The following is a 17077-nucleotide window of genomic DNA, read 5'->3' on the forward strand; positions in this document are numbered from 1 at the left end:
TGTTGCTGAAATTGTGGCCCTCTCGGGCAAAGAGGACGGAGTGGTCCTGAGATCTGGCAGCAGAGCATTGCCTGCCTGGGTGCAGATTTTTGAACACTCGTGTTTGTCCTGAATGGTGAACGTTGCTTTTCTTGACACTTCAACGTTTTAGTCCTAAAGTGAAAACATGCACGACCGGCCTCCCCTCCCTCCACGGGCCAGCACAGGGCGCCCTGCGGTGCTCTCCTGGCTGCGCATGGCCCGTTTCACCCAGCAGGTCACCCGGGCCTGGACCCAGGCCCTGCGCACCCATGACCTCAGTCCCGCTCAGTTCGATGTGATCGCCTCGGTGGGTGGACAGCCAGACATCACCCAGCGGGAACTCAGCCACAAGCTGCTGGTCACCGATGGGAACATCAGCCAGTTGCTCACCAGCCTGACCCGGCGTGAGCTCATCGACCGCACCACCGTGGGCAAAGAAAAACGACTCTCACTCACCCCTGCGGGTCAGCAGCTGTTTGACCGCCTCATCCCACACCACGAGGACTGGCTGGAAGAACAATTTCAGGCCCTGACCTTCGAAGAACAGCAGCAGCTTTCACAGCTCCTGAGGGTCTTGCTGCGCTCCAGGCACTGATTTTATGACCTGAACGTTTTAGCTCTAAAACGTCTTTTAACAACACCCTGGCCTCCTTCTCGACCCCACCTGCCCCTGAAGCACCCCCCTCATCCGCACCGTCCTGACAGATCAGGACAGCACCAAAAGGAGCAAAATGGAAATTGGAATTGACAGCTTCGCTGCCGTGGTGACCGACCCCGACACCGGCACCACCCTCTCCGGGGCAGACCGCCTGAACCACCTGATTGAAGAAATTGAGACAGCAGACCGGGCCGGCGTTGACTCTTTCGGCATCGGAGAACACCACCGCAAAGAGTACCTGGACAGTGCACCCACCCTGATTCTGGCCGCAGCAGCCTCTCGCACAAATCGAATCCGGCTGACCAGCGCCGTCACCGTGCTTTCCGCAGACGACCCGGTGAGGGTGTTCCAGCAATTTGCCACCCTCGACCTGCTCTCCCGGGGCCGGGCAGAGATCGTGGCGGGCCGTGGGTCATCCATCGAAGCCTACCCCCTGTTCGGCCTGGACCTGAACCAGTACGACCCGCTGTTCAGGGAGAAACTCGACTTGCTTTTGAAACTGCGGGACAACACCCACCTGCACTGGCAGGGACAGTTCCGTGCCCCCCTCACGGGTCACGGGGTGTACCCCCGCCCCCATCAAACGCAGCTTCCCATCTGGGTGGGGGTGGGCGGCACCCCGGCTTCCTTTGTGCGGGCCGGCACCCTGGGTCTCCCTTTGATGGTGGCGATCATCGGCGGGGATTTCCGGCGGTTCCGTCCCCTCATCGACCTGTACCGACAGGCCGGTGAAAGGGCAGGCCACCCCAGAGAACAGTTGAAGGTGGGCGTGCACGCCTTTGGTTTCGTGGCAGAAACTGGACAGGTTGCCCGGGACCTGGTGTACCCGGGTTACGAACGCCTGATGAACGTCATCGGACGGGAACGGGGCTGGCCCCCCGCCTCCAGGGCCCGCTTTGACCACGAATGTGGCCCCTCCGGCGCGTACCTGACGGGCAGCGTGGAGGAAGTGGTGGAAAAGGCTGTGCACGTGCACCAGGTGCTCGGAGGGGTGTCCCGACTGACGTTTCAGATGACCAACGTGATGCTGAACCACGACCGGATGCTGCAGGCCATCGAAATGCTGGGCCAGCAGGTGCGTCCCCGGGTGCAAGAACGCCTCGCCCAGCTAAACAAATGAAAAAAACAGCCAGGTGCTGGGAGAGGACCTTGCAGGAGGCCCCACATGAATGAACCCACTTCACAACACCCCATGCCCGCAGGGGCCGCTGGCGTGGCCCTGCGGACGGACATCGTGGTGATCGGTGCCGGGCAGGCAGGACTTTCTGCCGCCTACCACCTGAAAAAACAGGGGGTCCCCCCTGGCAAGGGTTTCGTGGTCCTCGACGCCAACCCCTTTCCGGGTGGTGCGTGGCAGCACCGCTGGCCCACCCTGACCCTCTCCACGGTGAACCGGGTGCATGACCTGCCAGGGATGAGGTTCACAGAGACCACAGGAGAAGCCCTCTCCAGCGTGCAGGCCCGCCTTGCCGTCCCAGAGTACTTCGCGGAGTATGAAAAGCGCTTTGGGTTACCGGTCTACCGCCCGGTCAGGGTGCTGCAGGTGACGGACCGGGCAGACCACCGCCTGCAGGTCCAGACCGACCAGGGGCCTGTTTCCACCCGGGGCATCATCAACGCCACCGGAACCTGGAACACCCCCTTCATTCCAGACGTGCCCGGCAGGGAGCGGTTTCTGGGCAGGCAACTCCACACCCAGGACTACCAGAACCCCCATGACTTCCTGGGGCAGCATGTGCTCATTGTCGGAGGGGGGATTTCTGCCCTGCAACTCCTCGATGAAATCTCACAGGTCACAGAGACCACCTGGGTGACCCGACGGGAACCGGAGTTTCGCAAAGGACCGTTTGATGACGAGGCAGGTCGGGCAGCAGTGAGCCTGGTGGAAGCCCGGGTGAGGGCAGGGCTGGAACCGGAGTCGGTGGTGTCGGTCACCGGACTGATGTGGACCCCGCAGGTCGAGGCCATGCAGCAGCGCGGGGTGCTGTCGCGCCTGCCGATGTTCCAGCACATCACCGAAAAGGGGGTGGTCTGGGAGGATGGAAGGAGCCTGCACGTGGATGTGATTTTGTGGTGCACCGGGTTTCGCAGCAGCCTCAGCCACCTCTCTCCCGTGAACCTCAGGGAAGACACCGGAGGGATCACCCTGACCGGACGGCTCGCCACCCAGGTCGCCAGAGACCCACGCATTCACCTGGTGGGCCATGGACCATCCGCGTCCACCATCGGCGCCAACCGGGCAGGAAGGGCCGCAGTGCAGGAACTGTGTGCTTTTCTGGGAATCACCTGATCCCTGGTGGCGGGAAATGCAGTAAGCCATTGGCAGTGGGATGAACATCAGTCTTCATCCTTTTTCAGGGGTGCGGTCTCCAGTCACTTCAGGGTCTGACGGGTGTCCTCCAAAATCACCTTCAAATCCTCCAGGTCGTCCGGGTCACTGGCCAGCAACCTTCGCACCACTTCCTGCCGAAACAGCAGGTGCTCCTGAATGCGCTGCCGGTTCTTCTCTGGCTGCTGGTCGATGTCCCTGGAGAAAATCCACATCAGTTGCAACCCCAGATTCACCAGGGTCAGGGCTTCCCTGAGTTCCCCCAACTCCAGTTGCATGCGGGCCACCCACAGGTTTCTCCCTCCTCTCAGGCCACCCCACCGCTGCACACCGTCCGGTTTGAAGAACAGTTGCAAGTACTCCTGGGCAGGTTGAAGCATGAAGCCATTGCAGGTGGTACTTCACCTGCAAGCACAGGAGTTCCAGAGGCAACTCATGGGTGAACTCAAAATGCAGATGGGGACGGATGCCTGGAGAGGTGACTTGCCGGGCAAAGGTATCCACTGTGCACGGTTCAGGTGCCTCAAGAGGAGACAGGTGGAAGGTGGTCACCTCCTGGATGTCCTGTGGGTGGGTGTAAAAACAGAAAAGGAGTTCGGACTGGGCCAGGGCATGTTGCAGTTGCTGAGAGACCACGGTCAGGTGTTCTGGGGTCATGGGTCTTCCTGAGGTCCAACCAGCATGCACCCACACAGAAAAAAGCAATGTGGCACGGCATCCAGCAGGATGAGACGCCCTGTGCCAAGCTGGAATCAATCCAGTCCAAGGCCACAGGTTCTGTTTCAAAAACCTCACCAAAAGTCAGTCTGAACCCTGGTTGGGAGCCTTCCGGCCCACCTGTGTGATTTGCGGGAAAGCCGTCACAACCAACTGTTGCAAGCCGATTGTGACGTACATGGGCTGAAAGCCTTTGAATTTGAGATTCTGGAGCTGGTGGACAGCACAGATCCACAGGTCCTCGCTGAAAGAGAACTGCACTGGGTGAGGCACCACCAGTCAAATGATCCGAATTGTGGCTACTACCTGGATGAGATAGGCAGTGACCCACAACTCCAAACCCTGTCTGTGCGACTGCCTGGTGAAACCCTGAAGCGCCTCACATCCACCTTTCCTCTGCAGGTGGACCGGGATCAGTTCTTCCTTGAGGTGCTCCAGCAGACACTGAAATTCAGGTGAAAAGCTACAGCCTGGCCAGACACACCATGGTTCCAGCAGACTGCCCTCTCTATTCCTGCTGCCTCACTCGAAGAACGAGCGTCAGGACACCTTCCTGATCCTGAACGTGCCACCCAGGGAATTCGGCATCTGCAACGGATAATTCATGCAAAACACGCTCCGGGAGGACAGGGGCAACCTGAACGCGGCCACTTCGGAGGTCTCTGGCAAGTCGTTCGAGAAGGGCCGGCAGGTCCTGACCTTCAACGGTCGCTGAAGGCCTGCGTTCACCGGAGGCAGGCTTCTCGATGGGTGTGGAAGTGCCGAGTGCGGTCTGGATGGCCTCCAGAATCTGTTCGCCATACTGTTCGATGCGCCTGGGACCCAGCCCTGGGATGCCCACCAAATCGGACATCGTTCGGGGCGCCCGCTCTGCCAGGGCGGTCAATGTGGCATTCGGGAACACCAGGTACGCTGCATGTCCCGTTTCCCGGGCCAGTGCCCGGCGCACCTCCGTCAGCGCCACGGCAACTGCTCCCTCAGGTGGAGCCGAAGACGCACCCCCTGACCCGACCCCATCATCCGCCTGAATCTTGTCCATCCTCGCTGGAGCTGGCATCTCCACAGCAAAGGCCGACCATTCGACCGATCTTTCCAGCGACTCAGGGTGCCTCGCGGTCGGTGGCACATTCGGTTCACTCCCGGCCTGCAAGCGAGGTGGTTCCGCACGCTGAAGGGGCAGCACGGGCTGGGCTGATCCCATCGCCCCTCGCACCGACCCGAGACCCAGTTCGTGTGCCTGCACCGTCCCCCGGGGTCGGGACGGTCCCTCATGGGCCCCACTTCCCACGATCCGCAAGACTTCCCTGCCGTAGTCCGCGAGTCGCCGCTCCCCAATCCCACTGACTTGCCCCAGACCCTGCAAGCTGTCCGGCCGCAATTCAGCAATCGCCTTCAAAGTCGCGTCACTGAAAATCACATACGGCGGCACCTTCAACCCTGATGCCCTCTCCGCCCGCCAGCTCCGCAACGCCTGGAACAAGGCTCTGTCCTCCGCGGCCACCACCGCCCCTGTCGCCTGCTTTTTCTCCCGACTCCGCTTCGCCGGCTGCAAGGTGTCCTCCCGCAGCAACAACGTCTGTGCACCCGTCAGGATCAGTCTCGCCTGGGGTGTGGTCGTCAACCCCTGAAACGGCCCGGCCGTCAGGTACCCCAGGCTCACGAGCTGCCGGAGCACACTGCCCCACACCTTCGCGTCATGCTCCTTCCCGATCCCATAGGTCGGCAGCGTCCGGTGCCGACCGTTCTTGTCGTTTTCCTTCCCAAGCAGAATGTCGATCAGGTACGCGGCCCCATAGCGGTTCCCGGTACGGACCGCTGCCGAGAGGGCCATCTGCGCTTCCCGGGTCATGTCCCGGACCGACGGCGGGTTCAGGCACACATCGCAATTCCCGCACGGCCCCCGGTACGTTTCGCCAAAGTACCCCAGGAGGATCTGACGACGGCACTGAGCCGTCTCGCAATACGTCAAAAGCGCCGTGAGCTTGCTCGCTTCCACGCGCTTGACCTCTTCTGGAGCGTCACTCTCCTGGAGCATCCGGCGCACGTTCACGACGTCCTGAAGCCCATACACCATCCACGCTGTGCTGGGCAGGCCATCGCGCCCGGCCCGGCCGGTCTCCTGGTAGTAGCCTTCCAGGCTTTTCGGCAAGTCCAGGTGCGCCACGAACCGCACATTCGGTTTGTCAATCCCCATGCCGAAGGCCACAGTGGCCACCACGATGATGCCTTCCTCGTTCAGAAACCGCTCCTGCGCCAGGCTCCGTTCCTCCTGCGACAGTCCGGCGTGATACGCCACCACCGGCAGGCCCTGTTCCTGAAGCCACAGTGCGGTTTCCTCGACGGAACGCCTGGAGAGGCAGTAGACGACACCAGCGTCACCGGGGTGTTCAGTCTGGATGAAGTCCAGCAGCTGTTGCCTGGGGCGTTCTTTGGTCGCCACCCGGTAGGTGATGTTCGGACGGTCGAAGCTCGAAAGGAACTCCGGGGCACCTTGCAGGCCCAGGACCTGGCGGATGTCCGCACGGGTCCGCTCATCGGCTGTGGCGGTCAAGGCGAGGCGAGGCACCTGCGGGAACTCGGTTTCCAGGACATGGAGCTGCTGGTACTCCGGGCGGAAGTCATGCCCCCATTGCGAAACGCAGTGCGCTTCATCCACGGCGAAGAGACTGATCTCGGCTCTGTGCAGCAATTCCAGCGTGCGTGGGAGGAGGAGGCGTTCCGGGGCGATGTAGAGCAGGTCGAGTTGCCCCGTCTGGAGGGCCTGTTCGACGGCCCGGGAAGCCGAGGGGGACAGGGTGGAATTCAGGTAAGCCGCCCGCAACCCGAGTTGACGCAGGGTGTCGACCTGGTCCTTCATCAGGGCGATCAGGGGGGACACGACGATACCAACACCGGGCCGCAGCAGGCTCGGAAGCTGGTAACACAGGCTCTTCCCGCCACCGGTGGGCATGAGGACGAGGGCATGCTGGCCCTGGGCGACGGTGTGGACGATCTCTTCCTGAATTCCCCGGAATTGGTCGTATCCCCAGACGCGTTGCAGCATCGAGCGGGCTTGGAGGAGGACATCACCTTGCATCCCATTCAGTTTACTTCATTCTGCCTCATACAGAATGAACGATGGGTGCTGGCCTGTTCGGGCACCCAGCACCTGAGGGTGGTCCGCCCTTTTGAATCAAACCCTGTTCCACAGGGCACATCCTCCTCAGGCGACAAACAGGAAGAGGGAACGCCCCGTCCGGCAGTACTCCAGCAAAGTTTGCAGATCCTGCGGAAGTTTTGCATCCGAAAATGCCCTCCCATAACGCTGGATTACCCATCAGGTTCCAGCCAGCCCCGACAAGTCATAACACCTCGCACCAGCCGCCCAGGCCCGTAAGGTGCCGCTGGATTGCCCTACTGGACCACACCTGGTCCTGTACCCACCTGGGGGGCGGGTTTGACTCCCGATCCGCCTGGAAGGTGATCACCCGTCTGACGTAAAGCAAGGTCACCTCCCAACAGGTCGCCGGTGGACTCTGGCCATAGGTCTCATGCCTGTCGTTTTCGTCCACTCGCAAGTGAGAAATCAAATCCTCTGTGGTGGACGCAGCAAGCTTCACTGGATCTGTGGTGACCACCAATGTAGGCGTCATAACATTCTTGACTGTCGGCCAGTGCGGTTCCCATCAACAACAGGGCCACCAGCAGCACATGGTTTTATTCATTGTTCATCCCTTCTGTGAGGCCAGACACGGGCTTCATTTGCCCGGTGGTCTTTGAAAACCTCCATTACCTGGTGTCCCACAAGCAAGCGAACCGGATTCTTCTTCATGGTACAGCCCGGGGCCTGATGATTTGTGGGTGGTTGCAGATGACCTTTCCACTGCAAACTGAGGTTGAAAATCCAGGGGAGACATGATCCATTTGACTCAGGACAAATCTGCCATTTGAAGGATGCCCCATACAGCACGTCTTTATACACTTTTTGCATGTACAAACCCGGCAGGTGCACATGAAAGTCTGGTCCCACCAGACCATTGAGGCGTTTGAGGTGCTGCAAAAGCATGGGGTGCTCAGAGGAGAAAGAAAGTACGTGGACCAGGATTTTGTTCATGCCTATGATGTCCTCAGGGACATGATGCATGAGCGGCTGGGGCCACCCCCCTCCCCAGACAGTTACCCCATATGGGTGTGGGTTCGTGGGAGGTCCGGCAAGCGGTACGGTGGCCGGAAACCCACCAGCCGCTACAAAGGGCATGTGCTGCTCACACTGGAGGTTCCAGAAGAGCGGATTCTGGTGTCCGATTTCCATGCCTGGCACAGTTGCCTGAACAGCCGCGCCCTTTGCGTTTTTGAATCAGAGGAAGACAACCATTACGAAACCCTGATTGCTGATCTGCCCCAGTTTGATGCCAGGCGCACCAGCCTCATCCGTGACACCTGGTGGCGCATCACGGACCTTTCCTGGTGCCTCAGGCATGTGTATGAATCTGAGAACCCCAAAACCATGTGGCTGCAGGGCACCCTGTGGGAAATCCGTCAACGTGATGTGGTGAAGGTGGAACATCTGCAATACGCCAGGGAAACCTGGGAGAAGCACCTCACCACACGGGCGTACTAGGACAGCCTTGACACTAGAAATGCCAGTTGAACATTCGCCTCTGAAAGCAGATCACACACATTTTCTCATCAAGCACATACTTTTAAAACCATCTATGAGAATACACTACAGCCAGGGGAGGTTCCCATGACACAGACCATTCCGTCCATTCTCGCACCCCATGTTCCAGGCACCCGCATTCACATGACTTTTGCACCTGGCAAGAAAGGCAAAGGGGCATGGACGGGCACAGTGCACAACCGTGACCTGGGGCAGGACCTGACCCGTTTGCGTGACGTGTATGGAACCACCCACCTGGTTACCCTGATGGAGGACTTCGAGCTCCGGCAGTGGCACATTCCAGATTTATCAGAAGCAACCCGCCAGAGCGGACTGCAACACCTGCATTACCCGATTGTGGATGGCAGCATTCCTGAAGATGTCCCTGCTTTCAAGGCGTTTGTGCAACATCTGACAGAGCTTTACCAGCAGGGTGCCACCTTCACCATTCACTGTCTGGGTGGGCTCGGCCGCACCGGGTTGCTGGCGGCCATCTTGCTGCAGGAACTCCATGGCTTTGAACCTGCCCAGAGTGTCACAGCTGTGCGGGAGGCCAGACCAGGAACAATTGAGAGGGCTGAACAGGAAGACTTCGTGCTGAACTGGAAAACGGCCCCCTGACCAGGATTCCCTGTGAATCTTACGGTGTGCAGAGACTCCGCTTACAGAGCCGCAGTTTCAAGAAAGCCCATCCAGGTCTCCTCTTCCCTGATCACCCCAACATCCTTTTATGACTGTTGTGCAGGGAATCCAGAGGGGAAAGAGCAATGGATAGGGCGACGAACCTGGACCGGTCAATGAATGACCAGCAAGTCCCTGGGAGGCAAGGTTGTCCTGATGAATCTCAATGAAAAGTTTGAGGTTTGAAATTGAACTGGGCTCAACTCGCCTGCGATAAAAGCCCTTACCGGAGAAGGATAGGCGGGAGAAGAAGGACCAGGGAGGAAGGGTCACGCTGCTGGCAGAAAGGCCCCTTCCTCCCTGGTTCAGGTATTTCACATTCGATTTTCACACTTCCAACAATTACAGAGGTGCTACACTGCTCTGGTTCTCAAGGTGAGGTCCAGAAATGTTTAAATTTCCCCAGTCCACCCGTATTTTGCTGCTCGTTCCCTTGCTCTTTGCTTGTGGGAGCAACCCACCTCCTCCACCTGTGGAAATCATCCTGACACCCACTGCTGTCCAAATGGAAACAGGCCAACAGCAGGTGTTTACAGCCACCCTCAAAAACACCAGCAACACCAAAATTCAGTGGACCACCACAGGAGGCACCCTGGTCAGCAATGGCCTGAACACCACCTACACGGCTGGCAACACACCTGGCAATTACACCCTGACGGCCACCAGTGATGCTGACAACACCAAAAAAGTGACTGCCAGCATCAAGATCATTGCTCCACTGCAAATCACCATCCAGCCATCCAGCAAAGACATCAAAACCAATGAGACACTGCACCTGACTGCCCTTCTCAACAACCCTGATGAGCCTCCAGTGGTGTGGACGGCCTCTGGAGGCACACTGACCTTTGAACAGAACACAGCGACGTTCAAATCCTCCACCCCGGGAACTTTTATCATCACTGCGACCAGTCGCACCAACAATCAGCGTCGGGCGCAGGCCACAATCATAGTCACTGATCAAATTGGAATTGCGCTGTCTCCCGTGGTGACCACCCTCAAGTTTGGAGAGGAAAAAACCTTTACTGCCACTGTGACCAACGCCAAAAATCCTGCAGTGACCTGGAAACTCTCAGGCACAGAGGTGGGCACCCTGGTGACCAATGGAAACACCGCCACCCTGAAGACCACCCAGGCTGGAGATTTTACCCTCAGTGCGATCAGTGTCGAAAACCCCCAGCGGCAAGCTTCCATGGACATCAAGGTGTTGAATCCTGTGCTTTCCCTCAAATTCCAGAAATCCAGCACCCTGGTCAACGAACCTGTGACGGTGGAGGCTGTGGTGGAAAATGCGGTGGACGGCTCTGTGTCCTGGCTTTCGTCCGGTGGCAGCATCACTGGTTCAGGCAACACGGTGAGTTTTCAGTCCAGCGATCCGGGTGATTTCACTGTTGTGGCCACCAGCAACGCCAGCAGTGGGGTGCGAACCTCCACCGTGATCCATGTGTACTCCCGTCTGATGTGGGACAAAGCACCTCCCGCTTCCCTTGAAGTCGGAAGCAGTGTGCAAATCAAAGCTTCTGAAGCAGCGTTGTGGACTTCAACTGCTCCGGAAGTGGCCAGCATCGACCTTCAAGGGGTGGTGACGGCCTGGAAAGCAGGCACCACAAGTCTGAAAGCCAGCACCTCTGATGGCCGCACCCTTGAAGCTCAACTGACGGTAACGGCGGTGCCTCTCACCCTGGACTTTCAAAAAGTCAGTGCGAATTTCAGCACCACCTGTGGGGTGACGTCAACAGGTGACGTCTCTTGCTGGGGTTTCATTCCACAGGAGAATCTGGCAGGGCTCAAAAAATCCCCGATTGCCCAGCCCATCACCAGTCCAGTCAAATTGGTTTCTGTGGCCACCGGGAATTCCCATGCCTGTGGCCTCACTGCAGATGGCCACGCTTATTGCTGGGGAAATGGCGGCAACGGACAGCTGGGAAACGGCAGCAATGAAGGCAGCAACGTCCCTGTGCAGGTGTCCGAGGCCCTGACCTTCAAACAAATTTCTGTGGGGCAGGAAGCCACCTGTGCGGCTGGCAAGGACGGCCACGCTTACTGCTGGGGAGGCTATGCTGCATACTTGCTTGGTTCCAATCAGCAGGTCAGGGCCTATACCCCAGTGCAAATTCCTTCCAGCCTCACCTTTACCCAGGTTGAAACCACAGGATGGTATGCATGTGGACTGACGGTGCAACAGGAAGTCCACTGCTGGGGTCAGTACGGTGGTTATGGAAGCATCACCCCTATACGAACCGCTCCAGCACTCACTTTTCAGCGCATCACCCTGGGTCGGGGTGAAATATGTGGCATCTCCACCTCAGCGAAAGCCTACTGCTGGGGTCACAATGCTCTGGCAAACCAGCCGGTTTACTCTGACGCCAATCCCATTGAGGTGGCCGTGGGGCTTCCAGTGACGGATATTCAACCCGGAGACTTTTTTCGATGTGCCCTCACCAGCAACGAAGAAGTTTACTGCTGGGGAAGCAACGAATGGGGTCAACTGGGCATAGGGGATGCGGTGAAATCAGAGGCTCCCACAAAAATCCTCAGCCCATTGAAATTTGATGCTCTGTCGGTCGGTCTTCAGATGGCCTGTGCAGTGAGCACATCCAGAAAAGCTTACTGCTGGGGAGCAAATTACAATGGACAGGTTGGGAATGGCACAGAATCCGATGTTTACGCTCCAAGCAGGGTGCTCACTGATCCTTGAACAAGTTGAGATTGCATCCGTGCCCCTCAATCATGCTTATCGTTGACCACAAGTTGTTGTTCCACTCAAAGTACCCTCCAGAATTAAACTGGAGGGTATGTTTCTACATCCCACACAAGACTTTCCCGGGGTTTACCTGGGAGAAGCCCGGCCAGAAAAACGCTTCTACCAGCTCACCGATGCTCTGATTCATCACCCCCATTGAGGGGCCATACCAAGAGCCAGCCGGTGCTTTTCCCAGGAAATGTGCATCAAAGCAGCATCACACAACCCAGGCGCAAAAGCAATTGAGGAATTTGCTCCTTCCTGTGCAGGAGGGGCTCTTTAAGCTGACTTCACAGCCTTACAGGAATTTTTTGCAGGGCTGCCTGAGAGGGTTCAGTTGCTGTGATGCTTTCTCCAAAGGTTTTTGACTGCTGGCTGTACCCTCCTTGCACCTCACCAACGCTTGAAGTTTGCTCCGCTTCTGGAGGGAAAACATTAGATCAACTGTTGCAGGATGCTGGGGTCCTGAATCTGGTGGTCTTTTGCCAGCATCAGCACTTTGGAAATCACTTCTGCCGCCCTGGGATCAGGGTCTGCAAAGGGCAGGAAAATCCGCCCGGCGGATTGGGTGGAAACTGGCACAATGCAAACCGCTCCTCCAGGTTGACGCAGCACCGTTCCAGAACCCAGATGAACGGTGTAATTGCCATAATGTCCAGCAATCCAGGCCCGGGAACCTTTCAGTTGCACATTGTCGATCCTGAGCAGGCGGATGGTTTCACGCAAAAGGTCCGCCCGCATTTCGAGGGTGGAAAGGGTGGCTTCAGGATCGACCCCTCCCACATGGGCCACACTGACCACCAGATCGAGGTCACGCATGGCCTCGCTGAACAGCCTGGGAGGCACTGCTGCAAGGGGCAAGGGCTCAGGATCCCACTCTGCAGGCACCATGAATTTCACCGACGCCACCGTCAGGCTCTCTCCCTGCAAGAGAGTCCCATGGCTTTCTTGAAATTCCACCCAGACGCTGAGGTCATGTCCATGGAAGGTTTTCCGGTAAGCCTGTCTTTGAAATCCATGATCAGGCACCTTGATCCACTGGAGGGTTTTCAGGAGGGCCAGGGTCTGGGGCACTTTCACCTGCTGACCTGCGTAACGGCTGCTTTCCAGCAAGCTCTGTTCTGGCGGGGTCACCAGGTACAGTTCCCTGAACACCTGTTTGAAAGGCTGCTGGATCTGCTGATCAAAACAGTGTTTTTGCCATGACCTCCACTGGCCCGAGCTGTAGAGGTCATGGGGATGGGCAATGCGGCAGGCTTCCCCTGTAAGAGGGACTGAACCCTGCAGGCCCATCAGGCCCTGTCCATCCACCAGCACCAGATCCCGTTCACCCTGCAACCACACCAGGCTTTGCAACATGGGTCCCAGCACCGGATGGGCAGAGAGGGAAAAGAGTTCGGCCTGCTCAAAATGGTCTCCCCTGAGCATGGCCTTTTCCAGAGCTTCTCGCATGCGGATTTTCTGTTCCCGCAACCTGTCTCTGGCTTCCAGCAGCAAAACCACCTCAGGATGTTTGCGCAGGCCTGCTGGAATGGACTTCAGGGTTTTGCCTGCCCTCTCAGTGTGGATGCTGGCGTTGCCGGCAAGGTCCACCTGCAGGGTCAGGGTAACCCCCTCCTGTTGCACCTGCAAACCATTCAGGTGGGTGGCTTCCAGGGTTTCCATCTGCCACATCATGCGCTCAGGATCTGGGAAACCCGCCGCTCTGGCCAGGTTTCCCAGGCCCATCTGGACAGCCAGCTGTTCACTGGCCTGTCGCTGGGCTCCCCATTGGCGACTTTCCTTCAGAAAAGTCTGCATGAGACGGTAAATGGAGAGCATGCTTTGCTGGTCCAGATGGGGCAACAGACCCAGTGCTCGCACCGAGTCCTGGTGCCTTTTTTGAACCACTGCTTCTCTGAGGTCCCCTTCAGGTGTCCCCCCCAGCAGGGTCCGGGCAAAAAGTTCAGCCCGTTTGTGTGCTCCTGTGCCTGAGAGGTAACGGGAAGCCTTGCAGAGTTTTGCAAACCTCTGTTCTCCCAGCTGGCCAAGGGTCTTCCTGAACCACTGCACATCCACCCCACCATTCACAAGTTCTTCTGCAGTGAGTGAAGTGTGTTCACTGATTTCGGCTTCCCAGCTTTCCCGAACCCGGTGGTCGGCCAGGGTGCCCTCGTCTCTGGTGTGGCCATGCAGCCAGTGGACCGCACTGGACAGCCCTGTCCAGCCCAGGTGCCCTTCTACCATTTTTGCCCATTGGGGAGCATAAACCACAAGTTCCAGCAGTCGCTCTTCCGAAAGCTGGTGCACTTTCACCAGGCGGGAGAATTCCTCTGGGGTGTCGGTGGGATCGGGAAAAGACACCCTGAGCAGGTGGGAAAACACGTTCTTTTTGCTGTTCTCAAGCTCCTTTTTCACCCGTTTGAGGGTCATGGAAGCATCTCCCAGCAGCGAGAGCAGTTTCAGGGTGTGTCTTGCCCCCAGCACGGAAGACAGGCGCTGTGCCAGCGGGGTGGCCACGGTGGGAGGGTCATTCCGGGTGGTCTCCACCTCCAGAATCCGGTCCTGAAGCCGCATGAACAGGGGCCGCAAGGCATAAAAAGGTGAGGCAGGATCCGGTTTCCTGGACACACCAGCAAAAGCGTTCTCGCTGATGTGAACACGCATCACATCGTTTTCACTCGCCAGACCCAGTTGCCATGCCCTCATGCATACCTGCACGTCTCTGGGAACCCCCCTGTTCATCCACAACAGCAGGTTCCACAGCCGTCCCAGCTGCTGTGCATTGAAATCAGCGAGTTTGAAGTCCTGCCAGTTCAACCTCTGCTGATAATCGATGTGGTGCCAGCGGTTGTGAAACAGGGGATGCTGGGGTTCATCTGAAGTGGGTGAAGGCACTGGAGCCCACAGGTCCACCACACTGAGGTGGCTCTCAAATGCGTCCAGCAAAAAGTCAATTCCAGCAGGGTGAACCCCCTCCCTCTTGAGAAACCTGAAAATACACCCGATCAGTTCCACACGGGACCCAAGATGGGTCAGCAGCGGAAGGCCACGGAGCAGGGGATGAGGAGCGTATTTTGGTGCGTCCGCACCCCTCAGGCGGTCAAACATCCACTCCAGATGGGTCATGTCATGGTCCTGGGGATGGGGCCTGCCTTCCCACCAGTCCTGCCACACCTCAGCCAGGGGAAAAACCTTCTGGTGATTCAGATCGGAGCAGGAATGGAACTTGAAGAAGTGGCTCAGGGGGAATTGCAATTCCCCCTCCCACCTCCAGCTGGTCAAAGACACCAGAGTGTCCTGATGGTCCAGCAACAAGCCATCCAGTTTCAGCAACCAGTTGTGCAGGTCACTGGATGCATAGGGCCGCTCTTGCCAGACTGGAGGGGTGTACGGAGAAAAAAGGTCCGGGTCAAACAACCCCAGTCCGTCTTTCAGGCTGGGCTGGGCTTCTGGAGCCTGAAACCTTGCAAAACGCTGGGCTTCGTTTGGATTTCTGGGCACAAAATGACCCAGCAATTGCTGGATGCCCTCTTTCACTTCGGGGGCTGCAGGATGGTCCTTGCTCAGGGTTTCCAGCAGTTCCAGTCCAGCCTGACGCAGTTCGGTTTTGCCCTGTCGGGTGAGCCGGTTCACCGAGGCCAGGACACTCTGCAGGGGCTGCGCTGCCAGAAACTTCAGGGTCTTTTTGCGCAGTTCAGCGGTTTTGCGCACCAGCAACCCTTCCACAAACTGGGCCTGCTCTTCGGTGAGTTCCAGGATTTTGAGCTTGCCTCTGGTCCAGTCCCTGTTGACTCTGGCATCTTCCGATTCATATTCGAAGGTGGTGGTCAGGTCAAAAGCTTTGTTGTAGACATATTTGTCTGGATGGGCCATGCTCTCAAGGTGCATCCTGCGCACCAGAGGGTCATTCGGAAACCGCTCCATCAGGGAACACATCAAAGCAATGTGCTCTCTGGGAGACATTCTGGGCATGTGGGGGATCAAATCGGTCAGGGGTCGCTGGCCCAGCACTGAAATCAACAGGTGGGCACTGTCCCTTCCCATGATCTTGCCTGCCCAGGGCCACACCAGTGGATGATGTTGGGGCTCAGGGGGAAGGCGGTCAAGCAGTTCGAGCACCAGATCGTAAAGACGGTCAAAATCCGTGAAGTGCTGAGGGTTCAGTTGCTGGTTGTGGGACCTCTGAAGGCCCAGCAGTCCCAGGCTGCAAATCCGCAAGTCAGGGTCCCTGAGCAGGATGTGGGTGGATTTCAGCAGTTCAGTGTGATGGGTCTTTTGCAACAACAGGGCTGCAGCGTACCTGCGCTCTGTATTTTCATCGTGCAAAAGGGGAGCACCCAGCTCCAGGCACCTGGGCGGGTCTTCCTTTGCAAAGAACCACAGGGCCATGAACACCTCCTGTCCCGAACCTTCCCTGATCCATTTCAGGGCCTGGTCCTGGTCTTGTTTGCAAACCATCAACATGTTCAGCTGGCTTTCCAGCACCTTGCGGTCCGCCCCGGTTGACAACCCATTCAGCTGATGGTGCAGCATTTCCATCACCTCTGGAAACCGCAGAAGGTCTTGATCCAGAATCAGGGTCACCATGCGCCAGAACGCCTCTGGGCGGGCAAACCGGAAGGTTTGCATGATCACTTCCCTGAGGCCTGCTTGTTTATGGGCCAGAAGCAGCAGTTTTTCCAGATGGTCCAGGGCTTCTGTGCTCTGGCTGGTCAGCAGGGCATAAACGGCATGTCGGCCCCTCATGCTCCACTGCAACTCGTCCTGGGTTGCATTTTTGAGCAGGGCAAACACCTCCTGGTCCCCCTGATTGATGGCTGTGGCCAGCAAGGGGCCCAGTCCATGCGTCCAGTACGACAGGCGGTCACTCCAGGTGGCAAACCACAACAGATCCTGGTCATATGGGCGGGTCATCTGCCACATCGCGATCAACTCCCCCAGGCTGGGTCGGGTCTGTTCAATCCGTTCTGGGAAGTGAGGAAACATCAGGGCAAAGAGTGCCGTACGGTCGGCCTGGGTCAGGGCCTCAATCAGGCCTGGGACCTGCTCGAAGTCCTGAATTCTGGCTTCCACCAGGGCTGGGTCATGTCCAGGCTCAGAGCCTTTGGTGCCTGCCATTTTCTCAAGCCGTCTGGCCAGCTCTGCAAGGTGTGCAGGGGCCTGGCTGACCCTGAAGTTGAAATGTGTTTCCCAGTCAATTTGAAACCCTTGCAATTCGGAGTTGTTCTCAGCAGACATAAGGGTGATCCTCCTGAACAAAACTTGCAAAAAATGGTGAAAGAGGGCCTGTCGTTGGAAAGGATTCTCAGA

At 57.8% G+C, this 17077-nt stretch carries 10 protein-coding genes; 7 read left to right on the plus strand and 3 right to left on the minus strand.

What is annotated here, in order from left to right; all coding sequences use genetic code 11:
• Positions 1-166 precede the first annotated feature (166 nt).
• The 3 genes from DC3_RS19735 to DC3_RS19745 all read left to right on the plus strand — a co-directional run bounded on the left by DC3_RS19735 (position 167) and on the right by DC3_RS19745 (position 2969).
• Positions 167-616, plus strand: coding sequence for a MarR family winged helix-turn-helix transcriptional regulator (locus DC3_RS19735; RefSeq protein ID WP_146887412.1), 450 nt, complete (start codon positions 167-169; stop codon positions 614-616).
• 136 nt (positions 617-752) lie between these two features.
• Entirely contained in the window at positions 753-1799 is a 1047-nt protein-coding gene (locus DC3_RS19740; RefSeq protein ID WP_146887414.1) for an Atu2307/SP_0267 family LLM class monooxygenase, read from the plus strand.
• 45 nt (positions 1800-1844) lie between these two features.
• Positions 1845-2969 (plus strand): FAD-dependent oxidoreductase, encoded by a 1125-nt coding sequence (locus DC3_RS19745; protein ID WP_222594805.1) that lies wholly within the window; start codon positions 1845-1847, stop codon positions 2967-2969.
• A gap of 83 nt (positions 2970-3052) precedes the next feature.
• Here DC3_RS19745 and DC3_RS19750 read toward each other — a convergent pair whose 3' ends face one another.
• Complete coding sequence (locus tag DC3_RS19750) at positions 3053-3388, minus strand: hypothetical protein (RefSeq protein WP_146887415.1); 336 nt, start codon at positions 3386-3388, stop codon at positions 3053-3055.
• Positions 3389-3881: 493 nt separating this feature from the next.
• Between DC3_RS19750 and DC3_RS19755 the strand changes: the two genes are divergently transcribed.
• Positions 3882-4184, plus strand: a complete 303-nt coding sequence (locus tag DC3_RS19755; RefSeq protein WP_146887417.1) for a GIY-YIG nuclease family protein — start codon at positions 3882-3884, stop codon at positions 4182-4184.
• 49 nt (positions 4185-4233) lie between these two features.
• Here DC3_RS19755 and recQ read toward each other — a convergent pair whose 3' ends face one another.
• A complete protein-coding gene (recQ, locus tag DC3_RS19760) occupies positions 4234-6801 on the minus strand; it encodes a DNA helicase RecQ (RefSeq protein WP_146887419.1) in 2568 nt (855 codons plus the stop codon).
• Between the two features lie 915 nt (positions 6802-7716).
• Between recQ and DC3_RS19765 the strand changes: the two genes are divergently transcribed.
• The 3 genes from DC3_RS19765 to DC3_RS19775 all read left to right on the plus strand — a co-directional run bounded on the left by DC3_RS19765 (position 7717) and on the right by DC3_RS19775 (position 11740).
• On the plus strand, positions 7717-8325 hold the full coding sequence (locus DC3_RS19765; protein ID WP_146887421.1) for a DUF3841 domain-containing protein: 609 nt from the start codon (positions 7717-7719) through the stop codon (positions 8323-8325).
• A 126-nt stretch (positions 8326-8451) separates the two neighbouring features.
• Positions 8452-8985 (plus strand): phosphatase domain-containing protein, encoded by a 534-nt coding sequence (locus DC3_RS19770; protein WP_146887423.1) that lies wholly within the window; start codon positions 8452-8454, stop codon positions 8983-8985.
• A gap of 565 nt (positions 8986-9550) precedes the next feature.
• Entirely contained in the window at positions 9551-11740 is a 2190-nt protein-coding gene (locus DC3_RS19775) for an RCC1 domain-containing protein (RefSeq protein ID WP_186816143.1), read from the plus strand.
• 480 nt (positions 11741-12220) lie between these two features.
• On the opposite strand, the gene DC3_RS19780 is transcribed toward DC3_RS19775, so the two are convergent.
• Complete coding sequence (locus tag DC3_RS19780; RefSeq protein ID WP_146887427.1) at positions 12221-17005, minus strand: DUF4132 domain-containing protein; 4785 nt, start codon at positions 17003-17005, stop codon at positions 12221-12223.
• Positions 17006-17077 lie beyond the last annotated feature (72 nt).

It is taken from the genome of Deinococcus cellulosilyticus NBRC 106333 = KACC 11606, assembly GCF_007990775.1.
Lineage (GTDB): Bacteria > Deinococcota > Deinococci > Deinococcales > Deinococcaceae > Deinococcus_C > Deinococcus_C cellulosilyticus.